This window comes from Dyella sp. SG609, from assembly GCF_012275375.1.
In the GTDB taxonomy this organism is placed as follows: domain Bacteria; phylum Pseudomonadota; class Gammaproteobacteria; order Xanthomonadales; family Rhodanobacteraceae; genus Dyella_D; species Dyella_D marensis.
Window position 1 is genome coordinate 609,649 of the sequence record NZ_JAAZQJ010000001.1, and the last position, 17,628, is coordinate 627,276.

The 17,628-nt window shown below is 67.5% G+C and carries 14 protein-coding genes and 1 tRNA gene; 10 read left to right on the top strand and 5 right to left on the bottom strand.

Annotation, left to right across the window (positions count from 1 at the left end):
- Nucleotides 1-34: 34 nt before the first annotated feature.
- Together FHW85_RS02650 and trxB are read right to left on the bottom strand one after the other, a co-directional pair.
- Nucleotides 35-694, bottom strand: coding sequence for a DsbA family protein (locus FHW85_RS02650; RefSeq protein ID WP_167256880.1), 660 nt, complete (start codon nucleotides 692-694; stop codon nucleotides 35-37).
- Nucleotides 694-1,653, bottom strand: coding sequence for a thioredoxin-disulfide reductase (gene trxB, locus FHW85_RS02655; RefSeq protein ID WP_167256881.1), 960 nt, complete (start codon nucleotides 1,651-1,653; stop codon nucleotides 694-696). The genes FHW85_RS02650 and trxB overlap by 1 nt, the downstream gene beginning before the upstream one ends.
- Nucleotides 1,654-1,945: 292 nt before the next feature.
- Here trxB and FHW85_RS02660 point away from each other — a divergent pair, with 292 nt between their 5' ends.
- The 8 genes from FHW85_RS02660 (at nucleotide 1,946) to FHW85_RS02695 (ending at nucleotide 11,777) form a co-directional block, all read left to right on the top strand.
- Nucleotides 1,946-4,276 (top strand): DNA translocase FtsK, encoded by a 2,331-nt coding sequence (locus FHW85_RS02660; protein ID WP_167256882.1) that lies wholly within the window; start codon nucleotides 1,946-1,948, stop codon nucleotides 4,274-4,276.
- 59 nt (nucleotides 4,277-4,335) lie between these two features.
- Nucleotides 4,336-4,995: an outer membrane lipoprotein chaperone LolA gene (gene lolA / locus FHW85_RS02665; RefSeq protein WP_168647224.1), complete on the top strand. Its 660-nt coding sequence runs from the start codon at nucleotides 4,336-4,338 to the stop codon at nucleotides 4,993-4,995.
- A gap of 10 nt (nucleotides 4,996-5,005) precedes the next feature.
- A complete protein-coding gene (locus FHW85_RS02670; protein WP_168647225.1) occupies nucleotides 5,006-5,671 on the top strand; it encodes a YoaK family protein in 666 nt (221 codons plus the stop codon).
- A 217-nt stretch (nucleotides 5,672-5,888) separates the two neighbouring features.
- Nucleotides 5,889-7,220, top strand: a complete 1,332-nt coding sequence (locus FHW85_RS02675) for a replication-associated recombination protein A (RefSeq protein WP_168647226.1) — start codon at nucleotides 5,889-5,891, stop codon at nucleotides 7,218-7,220.
- 61 nt (nucleotides 7,221-7,281) lie between these two features.
- Complete coding sequence (locus tag FHW85_RS02680) at nucleotides 7,282-7,908, top strand: DsbA family protein (protein ID WP_168647227.1); 627 nt, start codon at nucleotides 7,282-7,284, stop codon at nucleotides 7,906-7,908.
- A 91-nt stretch (nucleotides 7,909-7,999) separates the two neighbouring features.
- Nucleotides 8,000-8,575: a hypothetical protein gene (locus FHW85_RS02685; RefSeq protein ID WP_168647228.1), complete on the top strand. Its 576-nt coding sequence runs from the start codon at nucleotides 8,000-8,002 to the stop codon at nucleotides 8,573-8,575.
- Between the two features lie 115 nt (nucleotides 8,576-8,690).
- Nucleotides 8,691-9,971: a serine--tRNA ligase gene (gene serS, locus FHW85_RS02690; protein WP_167256888.1), complete on the top strand. Its 1,281-nt coding sequence runs from the start codon at nucleotides 8,691-8,693 to the stop codon at nucleotides 9,969-9,971.
- A gap of 138 nt (nucleotides 9,972-10,109) precedes the next feature.
- Nucleotides 10,110-11,777 carry a S41 family peptidase gene (locus FHW85_RS02695; protein WP_168647229.1) on the top strand — a complete coding sequence of 556 codons (1,668 nt, stop codon included), beginning with the start codon at nucleotides 10,110-10,112 and terminating at the stop codon, nucleotides 11,775-11,777.
- A gap of 247 nt (nucleotides 11,778-12,024) precedes the next feature.
- On the opposite strand, the gene FHW85_RS02700 is transcribed toward FHW85_RS02695, so the two are convergent.
- Nucleotides 12,025-12,114 (bottom strand) — tRNA-Ser (locus FHW85_RS02700).
- A 132-nt stretch (nucleotides 12,115-12,246) separates the two neighbouring features.
- Between FHW85_RS02700 and FHW85_RS02705 the strand changes: the two genes are divergently transcribed.
- Complete coding sequence (locus FHW85_RS02705; RefSeq protein ID WP_168647341.1) at nucleotides 12,247-13,059, top strand: aminoglycoside phosphotransferase family protein; 813 nt, start codon at nucleotides 12,247-12,249, stop codon at nucleotides 13,057-13,059.
- Between the two features lie 66 nt (nucleotides 13,060-13,125).
- A complete protein-coding gene (locus FHW85_RS02710) occupies nucleotides 13,126-14,541 on the top strand; it encodes a deoxyribodipyrimidine photo-lyase (RefSeq protein ID WP_168647230.1) in 1,416 nt (471 codons plus the stop codon).
- A 95-nt stretch (nucleotides 14,542-14,636) separates the two neighbouring features.
- Here the strand turns inward: FHW85_RS02710 and FHW85_RS02715 are convergent, their stop codons facing one another.
- Both FHW85_RS02715 and FHW85_RS02720 read right to left on the bottom strand, forming a co-directional pair.
- Nucleotides 14,637-15,833, bottom strand: coding sequence for a cation:proton antiporter (locus FHW85_RS02715; protein ID WP_168647231.1), 1,197 nt, complete (start codon nucleotides 15,831-15,833; stop codon nucleotides 14,637-14,639).
- Between the two features lie 37 nt (nucleotides 15,834-15,870).
- The gene (locus tag FHW85_RS02720) at nucleotides 15,871-17,337 is read right to left on the bottom strand and encodes an MFS transporter (RefSeq protein WP_168647232.1); all 1,467 of its coding nucleotides are present in this window, start codon (nucleotides 17,335-17,337) and stop codon (nucleotides 15,871-15,873) included.
- Nucleotides 17,338-17,628: the final 291 nt, after the last annotated feature.

A 17,628-nucleotide genomic window follows, 5' to 3' on the forward strand; every position in this document is an offset into this window, starting at 1 on the left:
CGGCGGCCATCGGCGAGCGATGGCCGCGCGTCATTCAGTGCACCGCCGGCAGGCGGGCCGCGATGCGTTCGACGAAGGCATCGGGACGGCCGTAGTCCTGGTGGTGCGGCAGCACGTGGCGCACGCCCTGGACGTCCAGCACCAGGGTGGGGAAACCCTGGCCGCCCACTTCGCCGAGCAACTGGCGGCTGGCGGTGACGTGTTCGATCGTCTCGGCGCCGCTTGCGCTGGCGAAGGCCTCGGCGAACCGCGCGGCATCCAGGCCGATCTCTTCCGCCAGTTCGGCCAGCACGTCGGCTTCCACCACGCGCAGGCCGCGCTGGTAGTGCGCATGCTGGATCGCCACCAGCATCGGATAGCCGGCCTGCGGATGGAGCCGTTCGGCCGCCAGCACCGCCGCGATCGGCGGCAGCGAATACAGCACCGTGCCTTGCTCGGCCAGCAGGCCTTCGGTGTAGGCGTCGCCGAACGGCTGGCCGCTGATCTCCTCGATGCGCTCGTCGGCGCGCACGATGTGCTCGGCCATCGCCGGGGTCAGTTCCTGCGGCTCGGCGAACAGCGCGCCGCCGTGCAGGCGCAGGGCCAGGCGGTCGCCGAGCATGGCGACCGCGGCGCTGACCAGCGGCTGGGCGCCATAGCACCAGCCGCACAGCGGGTCGTGGATGTAGTGCAGGGTGGCGTGGCTGGCGCTCATCAGGCGGCCGGGGTCTGCTGGTCCAGCCAGCGCTCGGCGTCCAGCGCGGCCATGCAGCCGAAGCCGGCCGAGGTGATCGCCTGGCGGTAGACGTGGTCGGCCACGTCGCCGGCGGCGAACACGCCCGGCACCGAGGTCATGGTGGCCATGCCTTCCTGGCCGCTGTGGATCTTGATGTAGCCGTCGTGCATGTCCAGCTGGCCTTCGAAGATGCCGGTGTTCGGCGTATGGCCGATGGCGACGAAGAAGCCGGTGGCCTGGATGTCGCGGGTGGCGCCGCTGTTGACGTCCTTCACGCGCACGCCGGTGACGCCGCTGCTGTCGCCCAGCACTTCGGCCACGGTGTGGTTCCACACCAGCTCGATCTTGCCGGCGGCGGCCTTCTCGAACAGCTTGTCCTGCATGATCTTTTCCGCGCGCAGCTTGTCGCGGCGATGCACCAGGGTGACCTTGCTGCACAGGTTGGACAGGTACAGGGCCTCTTCCACGGCGGTATTGCCGCCGCCGATCACCACCACTTCCTGGCCGCGGAAGAAGAAGCCGTCGCAGGTGGCGCAGGCGGACACGCCCTTGCCCTTGAAGTGCTGCTCGCTCTCGATGCCCAGGTACTTGGCGGTGGCGCCGGTGGCGATCACCAGGGCGTCGGCGGTGTACTCGCCGGAATCGCCCTTGAGGCGGAACGGGCGCTGGCTCAGGTCCGCGCTGTGGATATGGTCGAACACCATCTCGGTCTCGAAGTGCTCGGCATGCTCGGCCAGGCGCTGCATCAGCTCCGGACCCTGCACCGCCTTGTCGCCCGGCCAGTTCTCCACGTCGGTGGTGGTCATCAGCTGGCCACCTTGCTGCAGACCGGTCACAAGGGTGGGCTTCAGGTTGGCGCGGGCAGCGTACACGGCCGCGGTGTAGCCGGCGGGGCCGGAACCGAGGATCAGCAGGCGGCTGTGCTTGGGGGTGCTCATGGTTATAATCCTTGGGTGTTATCAGCAGCTTGGAATTGCTATTCGATCCGGCCTTTACGGCCGTTTCCTCACACCGGTTCAAGGCTCCGGCGAAAGGTTGGAGCCCGACAGAATGGGGAAGACGGGTGCGTGATTCAAGGCAGCTGAACCGGCAACCGGAGGTTGGCGGGCCCTGGGGCCCGGCCCCTGCGGACCGGGCCGCGGGGGGCGGTATCGAGGTATCTGGAGTCCTGGCCTTTGCCCAGGCGACGCAGTAGAAGCAGGTCCCTAGGACCGGCACGCGAGGAATACGGTGGCGCGTAGCGCGAACGTCAAGAAAGACAAGAACAAGGAACCCAGCGGCCTCAGCGAGGAGCTGAAGCGCCGCCTGCGCGAGGCCGGCGCGCTGCTGCTGCTGCCGCTGGCGCTCTATCTGCTGGTCTGCCTGTTCAGCTACAACGACCAGGACCCGAGCTGGGGCCATGCCAGCACGGTGGAGCACGCGCGCAACTTCGGCGGCGCCGTCGGCGCCAATATCGCCAACCTGCTGCGCTACATCTTCGGCCTGGTGGCTTACTGCTTCCCGCTGCTGCTGCTGGGCCTGGGCGTGCAGGTGCTGCGCCACCGCGGCGTGCGCACGGTGCAGCCGTGGGAGCCCTCGCTGCGGCTGATCGGCTCGGTGTTCTTCTTCATCACCGCGCCGGCCCTGCTGTACCTGAAGTTCAGCGACGAGCCGGTGCTGCCCCAGGGCGTCGGCGGCATCATCGGCATGTGGGTGGGCCGCGGCCTGCTGCAGGCTTTCGGCGGCACGGGGGCGCCGCTGCTGCTGCTGGCGATCTTCCTGATCGCGGTGACCCTGGCCACCGGCCTGTCCTGGTTCAAGCTGATGGACCTGACCGGGCAGGGCATGCTGAAGATCGCCGGCTGGTTCGGCGGCAAGCTCAAAGAAGCCCCCGAAGTGCTGGCCGCGCGCCAGGCGCGCGCCGAGCGCGAGGTGGTCAAGAAAGTGGAGGCCGTTAAGCAGGCCAAGCGCGAGCCGGTGCGCATCGAGGCACCGCCGCCGCCGGCGCCCAAGAGCGAACGCGCCCGCGTCGAAACGCAGATCCCGCTGTTCACCGGCGCCTCCGAGGCCGGCGAGCTGCCGCCGCTGTCGCTGCTGGACGAGGCGCCGCCGCAGGGCCCGGGCTATTCCGAAGAGACCCTGGAAGTGCTGTCGCGCCAGGTCGAGCTGAAGCTCAAGGACTTCCGCATCGAGGCCAAGGTGGTGGGCGTGTATCCCGGCCCGGTGATCACCCGCTTCGAACTGGAGCCCGCCGCCGGCGTGCGCGGCTCGCAGGTGTCGAGCCTGGACAAGGACATCGCGCGCGGCCTCTCCGTGGTGAGCGTGCGCGTGGTCGACGTGATCCCGGGCAAGAACGTGATCGGCCTGGAGATCCCCAACGCCAAGAAGCAGATCGTGTACCTGTCGGAAGCACTGCGCTCCGAGAAATACGACCAGATGAAGTCGCCGCTGGCGCTGGCCCTGGGCAAGGATATTGCCGGCCGCCCGGTGGTGGCCGACCTGGCCAAGATGCCGCACCTGCTGGTGGCCGGCACCACCGGCTCGGGCAAGTCGGTGGCGGTGAACGCGATGGTGCTGAGCCTCTTGTACAAGGCCAGCCACAAAGACGTGCGCATGATCATGATCGACCCGAAGATGCTGGAGCTCTCGGTCTACGAGGGCATCCCGCACCTGCTGGCGCCGGTGGTCACCGACATGAAGGAAGCCGCCAACGCGCTGCGCTGGTGCGTGGCCGAGATGGAGCGCCGCTACAAGCTGATGGCTGCGGTGGGCGTGCGCAACCTGGCCGGCTTCAACAAGAAGGTGAAGGACGCCGAGAACGCCGGCCAGCCGCTGCTGGACCCGCTGTTCCGCCCGAACCCCGAGATGCCGAACCTGGCGGCCGAGCCGCTGGAGCCGCTGCCGTACATCGTGGTCATCATCGACGAATTCGCCGACATGATGATGATCGTCGGCAAGAAGGTGGAAGAACTGATCGCCCGCCTCGCGCAGAAGGCGCGCGCCGCCGGCGTGCACCTGGTGCTGGCCACGCAGCGCCCGTCGGTGGATGTGATCACCGGCCTGATCAAGGCCAATATCCCCACCCGCATCGCGTTCCAGGTTTCCTCCAAGATCGACTCGCGCACCATTCTTGATCAGTCCGGCGCCGAGACCCTGCTGGGCCACGGCGACATGCTCTACCTGCCGCCCGGCACCGCCACGCCGGAGCGCGTGCACGGCGCCTTCGTCGACGACCACGAGGTGCACAACGTGGTGGCGTGGCTGCGCGCGCAGGGTGCGCCGCAGTACATCGAGGGCGTGCTGGAAGAAGTGCAGGCCACCTCGGACGGCAAGTTCATCAACGACTCCGGCCTGCCGCAGGACGGCGAGGAAGGCGGCGATGCCGACGCGCAGCTGTACGACAAGGCGGTGCGCATCGTCACCGAGTCGCGCCGCGCGTCCATTTCCGGCGTGCAGCGCCATCTGCGCATCGGCTACAACCGCGCCGCGCGCCTGATCGAGCAGATGGAGCAGGACGGCGTGGTCAGCGCGCCGCAGCACAACGGCAACCGCGAAGTGCTGGCGCCGCCGCCGCCGAAGTAAACCATTAAGCGATGTCGGCGCAGACTGCGCCGCCATCCGCGACACGAAACAGGGACCTTATGAACCGCTTCCTCGCCCTCTGCGCCGCGCTGGCCCTCACCGCCGCCGGCGCCGTCCACGCCGCCGCCGGCCCGGCCCGCGCGCGCCTGGACACCTTCGCCATCGGCCTGCATGCGCTGACCGGCCAGTTCACCCAGATCCTCACCGACGCCAACGGCAACAAGGGCAAGAGCAGCTCCGGCACCTTGTCGCTGGAAGCGCCGCGCCAGTTCCGCTGGGAAACGCTCGCCCCCTACAAGCAGACCATCGTCGCCGACGGCAGCCGCGTATGGCTGTACGACCCGGATCTGGAGCAGGTCACCGTGCGCGTGCAGAGCACCGAGGAGGCGCACAGCCCGCTCACCGTGCTCACGGACCTCAAGCAGATGGACCGCGACTTCAAGGTGACCGAGCAGGGCGAGCACGACGGCCTGGCCTGGCTGCGCCTTACCTCCACCGCCAAGGACCCGCAGTTCGACTACGCGGACCTGGGCTTCGATGCCAACGGCCTGGCGCGCATGACCTTCCGCGACCAGCTCGGCGCGGTCACCGAGATCCGCTTCGCCAACTGGCAGCGCAATCCCGCCATCCCGCCGGCCACGTTCAACTTCGTGCCGCCGAAGGGCGCCGACGTGATCGGCGACGCGCCGGTGATCCAGACGCAGCCGCTGAAGGACTGACGCTTCCTCCATGCTGCGCCAGCTGCCGCGCTGGGCCTGGATCGGCGGAGGGCTGCTGGCCTTTATCGCCGGCATGATCAACGCGGTGGGCTTCATGGGTTTTCGCCATCAGGCGATCACGCATCTGACCGGCACCGCCACGCTGATGGGCGTGGCGGCCGCCGAAGGCAACCGCGGCGAGCTGTTGCACTGGGCGCTGGCGATCCTGGCGTTTCTCGTTGGCGCGGTATTGAGCGGCTTTATCGTGCAGCAGCACACGCTGAAGCTGGGGCGGCGCTATGGCGTGGCCTTGATGGTCGAATCGGCCTTGCTGTTCGCCGCGGTGCCCTTGATCCACGCCTGCAACGATGCGGGGCTGTATCTCGCCTCGATCGCCTGCGGTTTGCAGAACGCCATGGCCAGTACCTATAGCGGCGCGACGTTCCGCACCACGCATCTGTCGGGCATCTTCACCGACCTCGGCATTTATCTCGGCCAGCGCCTGCGCGGGCTGGACGTGGACCGCCTGCGCATCCAGGTCTGCGTATTGGTGGCCGGCAGTTTTATCGCGGGCAGCGCGGTGGGGGCGTTGGCGTTCGGGGTGATGGCGGAGCGTACGTTGTTGTTGCCGGCGGTGATGACGGGTGTGGTTGGGCTGGTCTATGCGATCTACCGTCACCGCCACTTGGTCGATTAGAAGGCGGCGCCTCGCCATTGCCGTCATCCCGGCGCAGGCCGGGATCCAGTGGCGACAAGGCGCGAGGTTGCAAGAGCATGAGCAGCTTCTGGCGGCCGTTGCCTGCCCCGACGGTGCCGTTACCGGATCCCGGCCTGCGCCGGGATGACGATGCGGCGAAGCCGTTTGCTTAGGGCATTCCACGTCCCCAGGCTTCCCCGCGCTATCATGGCGTCCTATGTCCGCCCGCGGTTCCTCCCCCGACCTCTTCCCCGAATCCGACGAGCTCAAGCCCCTGGCCGAGCGCATGCGTCCGCGCGGCCTCGACGAGATCGTCGGCCAGCAGCGCGTGCTCGCGCCCGGCAAGGCGTTGCGCCGCGCGCTCGAAGCGGGCCGCGTGCATTCGATGGTGCTGTGGGGCCCGCCCGGTTGCGGCAAGACCACCGTGGCCCTGCTGGTGGCGAGCTATGCCGACGCCGATTTCCGCGCGATTTCCGCCGTGCTGTCGGGCCTGCCGGAAGTGCGCAAGGCCTTGGCCGAGGCGGAGGCGAACTTCGCGCAGGGGCGGCGCACCGTGCTGTTCGTCGACGAGGTGCACCGCTTCAACAAGGCGCAGCAGGATGCCTTCCTGCCGCATATCGAGCGCGGCGTGGTCATCTTCGTCGGCGCCACCACCGAGAACCCGTCGTTCGAACTCAACTCCGCCTTGCTGTCGCGCTGCCGCGTGCACGTGCTGGAAGCGGTGTCGGCGGACGATATCGTCGGCGCGCTCAAGCGTGCGCTGCAAGACAGCGAGCGCGGGCTGGGCGGGCAGGGGCTGAGCATCGGCGACGCATCGCTGCAGCTGATCGCCCGCGCCGCCGACGGCGACGTGCGCCGCGCGCTCACCTTGCTGGAAATCGCCGCCGAGCTGGCCGAGGACGGCCGCATCGACGAAGCCACGCTGGAGCAGGTGCTGGCCGACCGCACGCGCCGCTTCGACAAGGGCGGCGAGCAGTTCTACGACCAGATCTCGGCGCTGCACAAATCCGTGCGCTCCTCCGACCCCGACGCCGCGCTGTACTGGATGTGCCGCATGCTCGACGGCGGCGTGGATCCGCTGTATCTGGCGCGCCGCATGACCCGCATGGCGGTGGAAGACGTGGGCCTGGCCGAGCCGCGCGCCTGGCGCATGGCGCTGGATGCCTGGGACACCTACGAGCGCCTGGGCAGCCCGGAAGGCGAGCTGGGCCTGGCGCAGCTGGCGATCTGGCTGGCGATGGCGCCCAAGAGCAATGCCGCCTACACGGCCTACAACCAGGCGCGCGCGACGATCCGCGAAACCGGCACGCTGGATGTACCGATGCATCTGCGCAATGCGCCGACCAGGCTGCTGAAGGGGCTGGGCTACGGCCAGGGCTACCAGTACGACCACGATGCCGAAGGCGGCATCGCGCTGGGCCAGCAATGCCTGCCCGATGCGCTCGACGGCACCGTGTTCTACGAGCCGGTGGAGCGCGGCCTGGAATTGAAGCTGCGCGAGAAACTGCTGAGCCTGCGCGAAGCGCGGCGGCAGGCGCGCGGCAAGTAAGCGGTCTTTCTTCGGCGTTCCGCGCGGGCGCCGCCGTTCTGCCGTAGCCCGAGGCCATCGCATGTCCATCGTCTGGTACTTCGACTTCGTCTCCCCGTTTGCCTGGCTGCAGTGGCCGCGCATCGAGGAGCTGATGCGCACGCACGAGGTGAGCTTGCGCCCGATCCTGTTCGCCGGCGTGCTCGACCGCGTCGGCCAGAAGGGGCCGGCGGAGATTCCCGCCAAGCGCGAATTCATCTATCGCCACGTGCTGTGGCGTGCGCGCGAGGCGGGGCAGCCGCTGCGCTTTCCGCCGGCGCATCCGTTCAATCCGCTGGCCGCGCTGCGCCTGTGCATTGCGGCCGGCAGCGATGCGCGCGCCACCGGCGCGATCTTCGAATGGATCTGGGGACAGGGGCAGGTGGGCGACACGGCCGAAGCGCTCGCGCCGGTTGCGCAGGAGCTGGGCATTGCGGATGCCGCCGCGGCGATTGCCAACCCCGCCGTGAAAGCGCAGCTCAAAGCCAACTTCGACGCGGCCATGGCCGACGACATCTTCGGCGTGCCCACCCTGGCCATCGACGGCCGCCTGTTCTGGGGCGGCGACGCGCACGACTTCGCGCTGGCCTGCCTGCGCGATCCGGCGCTGTGGGACGAAGCGGAAATGCACCGCGTCGCCACTTTGCCGATCGGCGCCTCGCGCCTCTGAGCGCAGCCTGCTGCGAGCGCCCTTGCGGGGCTTGCGCGCGCAGGCATAGATTCCGGCCACCGCAGCGCTTCTAACCGGGGGAGGGACGGATATGCGCGTACTGGTGGCCGCCTTGATCGGCGGCATCGTGATGTTTATCTGGGGCGCCGTGGCACATATGGCGCTGGGCCTGGGCGAAACCGGCATACGCCAGCCGGCGGCGGAAAACGTGGTGCTGGACAGCCTGCATCAGGGGCTGGGGATGCAGGCCGGTGTCTATATCCTGCCGTCGTTCGATCCCGCCAGGATGTCCGACGAGGCCGCCGTCAAGGCTTATTCGGAAAAGGCCAAGTCCTCGTCGTACGCGTGGATCGTCTATATGCCGCAGGGCGACGATCTGATGCAGATGGGCCCGCAGCTGGGCCGGCAATGGGCCTCGGACACCTTGTCCGCCCTGGCCCTGGCCTTCGTGATGGGCCTGGCCGCCTTCGGCTTCCGCAAGCGCCTGGGCATCGCGGTGGCGGCGGCGCTGTTCGCCTGGCTCAGCTCCATGGTGCCGTACTGGAACTGGTACCGCTTCCCGCTGGACTTCACCCTGGCCGCCCTGGTGGAGCAGGTGATCGGCTGGCTGCTGGCCGGCGCCGCCATGGCGTGGTGGCTGGGCCGCGCGGAACGGCGCGCCGTTTAAGCCGGGCCGCATCACAGGCCGCGGCGGGCGAGGGCGCGCCGCGGCCTGTCGCATTGCGGCAAGTCGGGCCCGGCCGCCATAATCCGGCGTTCCCTGGCCATCATCCGGACCCATCATGCTGGACCCCGCCCTGCTGCGTTCGCGCCTGGCCGACACCGCCGCGCGCCTCAAGGAAACCCGTGGCTACGAACTCGACGTAGCCGCCGTGGAAGCGCTGGAAAGCGAACGCAAGCGGCTGTCCACCGAGACGCAGGAACTGCAGAACCTGCGCAACACCCGCTCCAAGGCGATCGGCCAGGCCAAGGCCAAGGGCGAGGACGTCGGCGCCCTGATGGCCGAAGTCGCCGGCCTGGGCGACAAGCTCAAGGCCAACGAGCATGCGCTGGTCGAGGTGCAGGCGAAGATCGCCCACATCGCGCTGGGCATCCCGAATATCCCGCACGAGTCGGTGCCGCCGGGCAAGGACGAGAGCGAGAACGCCGAGCAGCTGCGCTGGGGCACGCCGCGTTCGTTCGATTTCGAAGTGAAAGACCACGTCGACCTCGGCGCCCGCCACGGCTGGCTGGACGCCGACGCCGGCGCCAAGCTCTCCGGCGCGCGCTTCACCGTGCTGCGCGGCCAGCTGGCGCAGCTGCATCGCGCACTCGCGCAGTTCATGCTCAACCTGCATACCGGCGAGCATGGCTACCTGGAATGCAGCGTGCCGCTGATCGTCAATACCGAGACGATGCAGGGCACCGGGCAGCTGCCGAAGTTCGAGGAAGACCTGTTCTCGACGCACGTCGGCGAGGCCAAGCGTTATCTGATTCCCACCGCGGAAGTGGCGCTGACCAACCTGGTTGCCGACAGCATCGTCGAAGCCGACGCGCTGCCGATGCGCCTCGCCGCGCATTCGATGTGCTTCCGCGCCGAAGCCGGCAGCTATGGCCGCGACACGCGCGGCATGATCCGCCAGCATCAGTTCGAGAAGGTGGAGATGGTGCAGATCGCTGCGCCTGAGCAGTCGCATGCTCAGCTGGAAGAAATGGTCGGCCATGCCGAGAAGGTGCTGCAGCAGCTGGGGCTGCCGTATCGCAAGGTGCTGCTGTGCACGGGCGATATGGGGTTTGCGGCGCAGAAGACCTACGACCTGGAAGTGTGGCTGCCGAGCCAGAACACCTATCGCGAGATTTCCTCGTGTTCGAACTGCGGGGATTTCCAGGCGCGAAGGATGCAGGCGCGGTGGCGCAACCCGGCGACGGGCAAGCCGGAGCTGGTGCATACCTTGAATGGGTCGGGGCTGGCGGTGGGGCGCACGCTGGTGGCGGTGATGGAGAACTATCAGAACGCGGATGGTTCGATCACGGTGCCGGAGGTGTTGCGGCCTTACCTGCACGGGGCGGAAAAAATCGCCTGAGCCTGTGACGAAAAGCCCGGCCTTCGCCGGGCTTTTTTCTTATGGGCCGCCACAACGCTTTTAGGGAAGATGTCGACGGGGGGCCGCCGATCGGATGGCTCAAGCAGTGCTTCGATCCATTCGAACAGCGAAGACGACATGATCAGGACGCAGACGCGAAGCTTGGCTTGGATTTTATGTTTCATGGCCTGCGGGGCCGCCGCGGCGCAGTCGCCGCCCGCGACGCCGGCCAGCCTGCCGGGACGCTATATCGAATCGCTGAAACTGCATCAGGCCAGGCAATATGCCGAGGCCGCGGCGATCCTCGAACCGTTCTACACGGCCGGCCCCAATGGCATGGATTGGCATTGGAACGCCGCCATGTACCAGCTCGCACGCGATGAAGCGCTGGCCGGTAACAAGGACAAAGCCATGGATGCGCTGATGGCCGCGCAGGCCAGGGGCGGCAGCGTTTCGGCGGACCAGCTGGCAGCGGAGGCCGACCTGGCATCGCTCCATGGCGACCCGCGATTCAAGCCGCTGGTCGAGGCGGCGCGCAGCCAGGAGCGCCTGTGGGCGCGCCAGCCCGGCCAGGATCTGCCGTTCGCGCCGGACCTGAGCGAGGACGCGAAGATCGCGGGGTTGTCCAGCCTGTGGGCGGAGGCCCGCTTCAACTTCGCCTTCTTCGACCGCCAGCCCGAACTGGATTGGAACCAGGCCTACCTGGATTTCCTGCCCAAGGTGCGGGCGGCGGCATCGACCGAACAGTATTACCGCGTGCTGATGCGGTTCGCCGCACTGCTGAAGGACGGCCACACCAATGTCTATCCGCCCGAGCCTCTGCGTGACGCCTTCTATGGCCGGCCGGGCTTGCGCACGCAGTGGGTGGAAAACGCTGTGGTGGTGACGGGAATCGACGATCCGGCGTTGTCCGCGCAGCATTGGCGTGTGGGCGATGTGCTGGTGAAGATCGATGGCGAAGACATACGTTCTTATGCGGAGCGCGAGATCGCGCCTTACCAGAGTTCCTCCACGGCGCAGGATCTGCGGGTGCGCACCTATGACTATGCCTTGCTCGGCGGGCGGGCCGGCAGCCAGGTTCACGTCACCGCCAGGAATGCCGAAGGTAAGGAAGAAAACCGGGTGTTGACCCGGCTTACGTTGGCGGAGCAATCGAAGCTCAGGACCGGCGGAGTGTCGTTCAAGCTGAGGCCGGATGGGATTGCCGTCCTTACCATCGACGAGTTCGACGACACGGAAGGCACCAAGGCGCTGCTTGCGAATCTGTCGGTGGTGAACGCGTCCAAGGGGTTGGTCATCGATGTGCGTGCCAACGGCGGTGGCAGCACGCCTGTGGACTTGTTGCAGTTGTTGACGCGGGAGCCGATTCGGGGGCCGTTGATTCGTACGAGAAGCTATGCGGCGGCGGATCGGGCGCGTGGTGTGTTGCCGGGGTGGAGCGATGTGGTGCCGTTCGAGGTGCCGGCGGATGCGGAGCATCACGTGGATGTGCCGGTGGCGGTGTTGACGAGTGCGCGGACGTTTTCGGCGGCGGAGGATTTTGTCGCGATGTTCGGGGCGATGCGGCGGGGGATTACGGTGGGGGAGACTACTGCTGGAAGTACAGGGCAGCCGTTGTTCTTTTCGCTACCGGGTGGGGGGAGTGCGCGGGTTTGTACCAGGAATGATCGTGGGCCGGATGGGGTGGTGTTTGAGGGGGTGGGGTTGCGGCCGACGATTGGGGTTTCGCAGACGGTGGAGAGTGTGCGGAGGGGGAGGGATGTGGTGTTGGAAAGGGCGGTGGGGGCGTTGGTGGGTGGGAAATGAAATGGGGGGCGGGGCTTAGTGAGGTTTCGATGGAGGGGGCGCTTTGGTTTGGGAGGGTGGGATTGTGAGGCCCATCCATGGGCCTCACCCCTCCGCGCTGCGCGCTGCGGGGCCAGCCTGCGGCTGTCCAAATTCGCTCCCGGCGAATTTGTCGAACCGGTGGCTCGGCGTAGCCGAGCCACCGGTTCTCTCTACCCACTCTCTCCGCCAGATACCAGAACGCCCCCAATGGGGGCGTTCTGGTATCTGGCGGAGAGAGTGGGATTCGAACCCACGGAAGGTTTGACCCTTCGCCGGTTTTCAAGACCGGTGCCTTAAACCGCTCGGCCATCTCTCCGTTAGCGTTGTCGGCTGTCCAGGACAGCGAAGCCGCGTCATCCTAGCAGAATTGGCGCCTGGCCTCGTTTGGCGGCGATGATGGGCAGGTTGCATGGCCGGACCGCGCCACAGGACAACCATGGACGCAGCGCTGTTTTCCCCCTATCTCGACCGCTGGCGACTTTCCCACGACGGCACGGCCATCGTTACCCCGCGTGCCCGCCTTTTGCCGGTTCGCCGCGATGGCCAGCCCTTGATGCTCAAGATCGCCACCGACCCGGAGGAGCGCTTCGGCGGCATCCTGCTGGAATGGTGGGGTGGCGAGGGGGCGGCGCGGGCGGTTGAAGTGGAGGGGGATGCGGTGCTGATGGAGCGGGCGATGGGCAAGCGCTCGCTTACGGCCTATGCGCAGAACGGGCGGGATGACGAGGCGACGGAGGTGCTGTGCGCTGTCATTGCTGGCTTGCATGCGCCTCGCACCAAGCCATGGCCGGACGGGCTGGTGACCATGCCGGTCTGGTTCGAGGCCTTGGAGCCGATGGCTCGTTCGCATGGCGGCTGGCTGCGTCGTGCCGCGGAAGAGGCGCGTGCTTTGCTTGCCGAAGGCGTGGACGAGCGCCCGTTGCATGGCGATATCCACCACGACAACGTGCTCGATTTCGGCGAGCGTGGCTGGCTGGCGATCGACCCCAAGCATCTGCGCGGTGATCGTGCGTTCGACTATGCCAACCTGTTCTGCAACCCGGACATGGATTTTCCGGACAAGCCGGTGGCAGTAAGGCGTGAGCGATTCGAGCGCCGGCTGGACATCGTGGTGGAACACAGCGGTCTGGAGCGCCGGCGCCTGCTGCGCTGGATCCTCGCCTGGACCGGCTTGTCGGCGGCATGGCTGATCCAGGATGGCGATCCGGCCGAGGTCGACACACGAGTGGGCGCCATGGCGATGGCCGAGCTCGATCGTTGACGGTGCCGTACGCGCCTTGCGGCAACATCGCGTATAAGCGTGCTTCTTTCGAGCCACTACAGCCTCATGACCGCTCTCGTCTGGTTCCGCCGCGATCTCCGCCTGGCCGACAACCCCGCGCTCGCCGCCGCCTGCGCGGAGCACGGGCACATCCTGCCGGTCTACGTGCACGAGCCGGACGAGGAGGGTGTCTGGGCGCCGGGCGCCGCCAGCCGCTGGTGGCTGCATCATTCGCTGGCCGCGCTGTCCGCCGCGTTGAAGCAGCAGGGCGGCGGCCTGCATATCCGCACCGGCGGCACCCTGGACAACCTCGTCACCGCATGCCGCGCCGCCGGCGCCACCGCCGTCTACTGGAACCGCTGCTACGAACCCGCGCTGATCGAGCGCGACAAGCACATCAAGGCAGCGCTGCGCGAGCAAGGCATCGAGGCGAAGAGTTTCAATGCGGCGTTGTGGGTGGAGCCGTGGCAGGTCGCTACGCAGCAGGATGGTCCTTATCGCGTTTTCACCCCGTTCTGGCGCAGCGTAAGGCCGCGGTTGGAACCGCAGGCGCCGATTCCCATGCCGGCCATGCGCTTTGCCAAAGCCAAGCATGGCGTGACATTGAAGTCGCTCGAACTGTTGCCGCGCATCCACTGGGACAAAGGCCTGCAGGACACCTGGACCCCGGGCGAGCAAGGCGCTCTCGAAGCGCTGGAGCTGTTCGCCGACGACGCGCTCAACGGCTACGCGCGCCTGCGCGACCTGCCGGCACGCCACGGCACGTCGCGCCTGTCCCCGCATCTGCATTTCGGCGAGATCTCGCCGCGGCAGATCCACCACATCCTGCATCGCCAGACGCAAGGCCTGGCCGCCAAGCGCCGTCCGGATCTCGAACCCTTCCTGCGCGAACTGGGCTGGCGCGAATTCGCCCACCACCTGCTGTTTCACTTTCCGCAAACCCCGACCGACAACTTCAACCCAGGCTTCGCCAACTTCCGCTGGGCCAAGCCCGACGAAGCCTTGCTCGAACGCTGGCGCCATGGCCGCACCGGCATTCCCTTGGTCGACGCAGGCATGCGCGAGTTATGGCACACCGGCTGGATGCACAACCGCGTGCGCATGGTGGTGGCGAGCTTCCTCACCAAGAACCTCCGCCAGCATTGGCACGAGGGGGCGAAGTGGTTCTGGGACACGCTGGTGGATGCGGACCTCGCCAACAACACGCTCGGTTGGCAGTGGGTGGCCGGTTGCGGTGCGGATGCGGCGCCGTACTTTCGCGTGTTCAATCCGGTGTCGCAGGCGCAGAAGTTCGATCCGCAAGGGGACTATCTGCGCCGCTGGCTGCCGGAATTGAAGGATGCGCCGCTGCCGCTGCTGCATGAGCCGTGGAAGGATGGCTCGCTGTTGTCGCGCAGCGGTTATCCGGCGCCGATGGTGGATTTGGCGCAGTCGCGGCAGGATGCGTTGGGGGCTTATCAGGCGATGCGGGGGCGGGATTAGATCGAAGAGCAGGTTGTCGCTTGCTTTCCGTTGCGGCTTCTACGCTTCGAGTGACCCCTCACCCCAGCCCTCTCCCCGGAGGGGAGAGGGGGCGGTCAGCCGCGAGTGTCGGGTTCCGCTACGCCGCCGTCGCGCTTGAGCAACACCGCCAGCACCGGCGGCGTCACCATCGCCGTCAGCAGCGACATCGCCACGATGATCGCGTAGGTGCGGTCGCTGAACACCCCGGCCGCCAGGCCGAGGCTGGCAATCACCACGCCCACCTCGCCGCGCGGCACCATGCCGAAGCCCACGATGGTGGCCCCGCGCTTGCCCAGCGACAGCGCGCCGAGGAAGCCGCCGGCGAGCTTGGAAATAATGGCGATGACGGTCACGACGGACAGCGTGATCAGGGCGTCCGCGCTGGCCAGCTGCTGCAGGTCGATCTTGCTGCCGGTGATCACGAAGAAGAACGGTGTGAGCAGGGCCAATAACGGCTGTACCTGCTTCTCCAGCGCGTGCTGCTGGCGTGTCTCCGAGGCGATCATGCCGGCAAGGAAGGCGCCGATGATGGCGGCCAGGCCGAACAGCGTGGACACATAGGCCAGGCCCAGGCACAGCGCCAGCACGATCGCCAGCGCCGAATGCTGGCCGTGCGGCTTGTCCAGCCAGCTGGAATTCCAGCGCATCGCGCGCGCGCCGCCGAAACCGATCACCGCGATAAAGCCGATCGCGCCGACCAGCGTGGTGATCAGATGCATCGCGTTGAAACCTTCGCCGCCCTGCAGCGACACCACCACGCCCAGCAGCAGCATGGCCAGGATGTCGTCGATCACGGCGGCGCCGAGGATCACCTTGCTCTCCGTGCGCTGCAGCGCATTGAGCTCCTGCAGCACGCGCGCCGTAATGCCGGCGGAGGTGGCCACGAAGGCCGCGGCGATAAACAGCGACTTGCCCCAGTCGTAGCCGCTCGCATGCGCCCACACGCCGCCGAGGCCGAACGGCACCAGCACGCCGAGGATGCCGACCAGGAAGGCGACCTTGCCCACTTTCTTGAGATCTTCGAGCCGTGTCTCCAGGCCGACGGCGAACAACAATAGGACTACGCCTATTTCCGCGAGCACATCGAGCGGCGTGCCGGTGGCGATCTGCTCCGGTGCGATCCAGCCGAGCAGCGAGGGACCGACCACGCAGCCGGCGGCGATTTCGCCCACCACGCCCGGCAATTTCAGGCGTTGCGCGATCTCCCCGCCGATCTGCGCGGCGACGAAGACGATGAACAGGGTGAGCAGGATGTCGGCGGCGTGATGCATGCTCAGGTTCCTTCCGGTCTATCGCGACCGGGGCATGCTACACGCTTGCGCTGCGTTTCGGCGCGTCGCGGCCGAGCCGGCTGAACACCCAGCTGGCGGTGGCGGTGACGATGCCCAGCAGCAGTACCGTCCAGCGGAACGACACCACGTAGTCGTCGTGCGCATGGCCTTGCAGCAGCGCTTCCATCAGCAGCGAGGCGAGCGCGATGCCGAAGCTCATCGACAGGTATTGCGCGGTGGAGGCCATGGACGAGGCCATCGAGGCGTACTTCACGTCCAGGTCGTTGTAGATCAGCGTGTTCATCGCGGTGTACTGCAGGCCCATGAAGCCGCCGTAGACGAACACCATCACCGCGATCACCCACATCGGCGAGTCCTTGCCGAGCAGGGCGAACGAGCACAGCAGCACCGCCACGATCAAGGTGTTGGCCAGCAGGAAGCGGCGATAGCCCATGCGCTGCAGCAGGCGGTTGATCACCCACTTGGCGCAGATCGAGCCCAGCGCCTGCGGCACCATCATCAGGCCGGCCATGGTCGGCGACCAGCCGCAGCCCACCTGCAGGAACAGCACCAGCAGCAGGAACATGCCGGACACGCCCAGCCGCGTGAACAGGTTGCCGGCCAGCGACACCCATACGCTGCGCACGCGCAGCAGGTTCAGGTCCGCCACCGGGTATTCGGTATGCCGGCTATGCCAGACGTAGATGCCGCCGAAGATCAGCGCGAGCACGCCGCTCACGGCGATCTGCAGCCATTGCCCGCCGCCGCCGCTGGCCACTTCCGAAGCGGTGAGCAGCATGGCCGAGGCCAGCGCGAACAGCACGAAGCCGGAAAGATCGAAGCGGTGCGGATCGGCCAGTCGGTAATCCGGCATCTCGCGGCGATTCATCCAGAAACCGGCGATGCCCACCGGCACGTTAATCAGGAAGATCAGGCGCCACGAGGTGTACTCCGCCAGCACGCCGCCGAGCAGCGGACCGATCACCGAACCGAGCAGGCCCACCGTGGCCACCGTGCTCATGGCGCCGACGAAGTCGCGCTTGTCGATGCTGCGCACGAGCACATAGCGGCCCACCGGCATCAGTGCGGCGCCGCCCAGGCCTTGCAGCACGCGCGCGGCCACCAGCTGGGGCAGGGTCTGCGAGATGCCGCACAGCAGCGAGCCCACGGTGAAGATGGCGATGGCCGCGGCGAAGATACGGCGCGTGCCGAAGCGGTCGCACATCCAGGGGCTGGCGGGAATGAAGATGGCCAGGGTCAGCACGTAGCTGGTGAGCGCGATGCGCATGCCCAGCGGCGCCACGCCCAACGCTTCGCCCATGGCCGGCACGGCGGTGTTGACGATGGTGGAATCGAGCGCCTGCATGAAGAAGCTGGCGGCGACCAGCCAGATCAGTCCGCGGTAGCGCTCGCGCGAGGAGACGGGAGGCGGGGCGGGAGCTGTGCCGGGGTTGGGCGTACCCAGTTCGGGCGGCACTTCCGTGGCTGCGGAGGTATCGGACATGACCTGCGCATGATAGCTGCTATGGCAGCTGCCGATGCAGCCGCGGATTGGGGCGAGCCGCAGGGGAACCCCCCATGGGCCTTGCACGCTGGCGCAACTTGCCGCTGTGCAAGGGCTGTGAAGGCTTTGGCAGTCGCGACCGGGGCGAGCGGCCGTCGTAGGCGATCCGCTGGCTGCCGCGTTTCCACCTCCTGCTGTGTCGTGGTAACGCAGCGTTTGGTCGAGGCCGACTGGGCCGCCCTGTGCCTGGGCGGCGACAGGCAGCGCGGGGACGGGCGGCATGCCCGGATC

Bases quoted from the DNA above. Each gene is read 5' to 3' on its own strand.
- FHW85_RS02650 (WP_167256880.1), bottom strand. From the start codon at position 694: ATGAGCGCCAGCCACGCCACCCTGCACTACATCCACGACCCGCTGTGC.
- trxB (WP_167256881.1), bottom strand. From the start codon at position 1,653: ATGAGCACCCCCAAGCACAGCCGCCTGCTGATCCTCGGTTCCGGCCCC.
- lolA (WP_168647224.1), top strand. From the start codon at position 4,336: ATGAACCGCTTCCTCGCCCTCTGCGCCGCGCTGGCCCTCACCGCCGCC.
- FHW85_RS02670 (WP_168647225.1), top strand. From the start codon at position 5,006: ATGCTGCGCCAGCTGCCGCGCTGGGCCTGGATCGGCGGAGGGCTGCTG.
- FHW85_RS02675 (WP_168647226.1), top strand. From the start codon at position 5,889: ATGTCCGCCCGCGGTTCCTCCCCCGACCTCTTCCCCGAATCCGACGAG.
- FHW85_RS02680 (WP_168647227.1), top strand. From the start codon at position 7,282: ATGTCCATCGTCTGGTACTTCGACTTCGTCTCCCCGTTTGCCTGGCTG.
- FHW85_RS02685 (WP_168647228.1), top strand. From the start codon at position 8,000: ATGCGCGTACTGGTGGCCGCCTTGATCGGCGGCATCGTGATGTTTATC.
- serS (WP_167256888.1), top strand. From the start codon at position 8,691: ATGCTGGACCCCGCCCTGCTGCGTTCGCGCCTGGCCGACACCGCCGCG.
- FHW85_RS02695 (WP_168647229.1), top strand. From the start codon at position 10,110: ATGATCAGGACGCAGACGCGAAGCTTGGCTTGGATTTTATGTTTCATG.
- FHW85_RS02710 (WP_168647230.1), top strand. From the start codon at position 13,126: ATGACCGCTCTCGTCTGGTTCCGCCGCGATCTCCGCCTGGCCGACAAC.
- FHW85_RS02715 (WP_168647231.1), bottom strand. From the start codon at position 15,833: ATGCATCACGCCGCCGACATCCTGCTCACCCTGTTCATCGTCTTCGTC.
- FHW85_RS02720 (WP_168647232.1), bottom strand. From the start codon at position 17,337: ATGTCCGATACCTCCGCAGCCACGGAAGTGCCGCCCGAACTGGGTACG.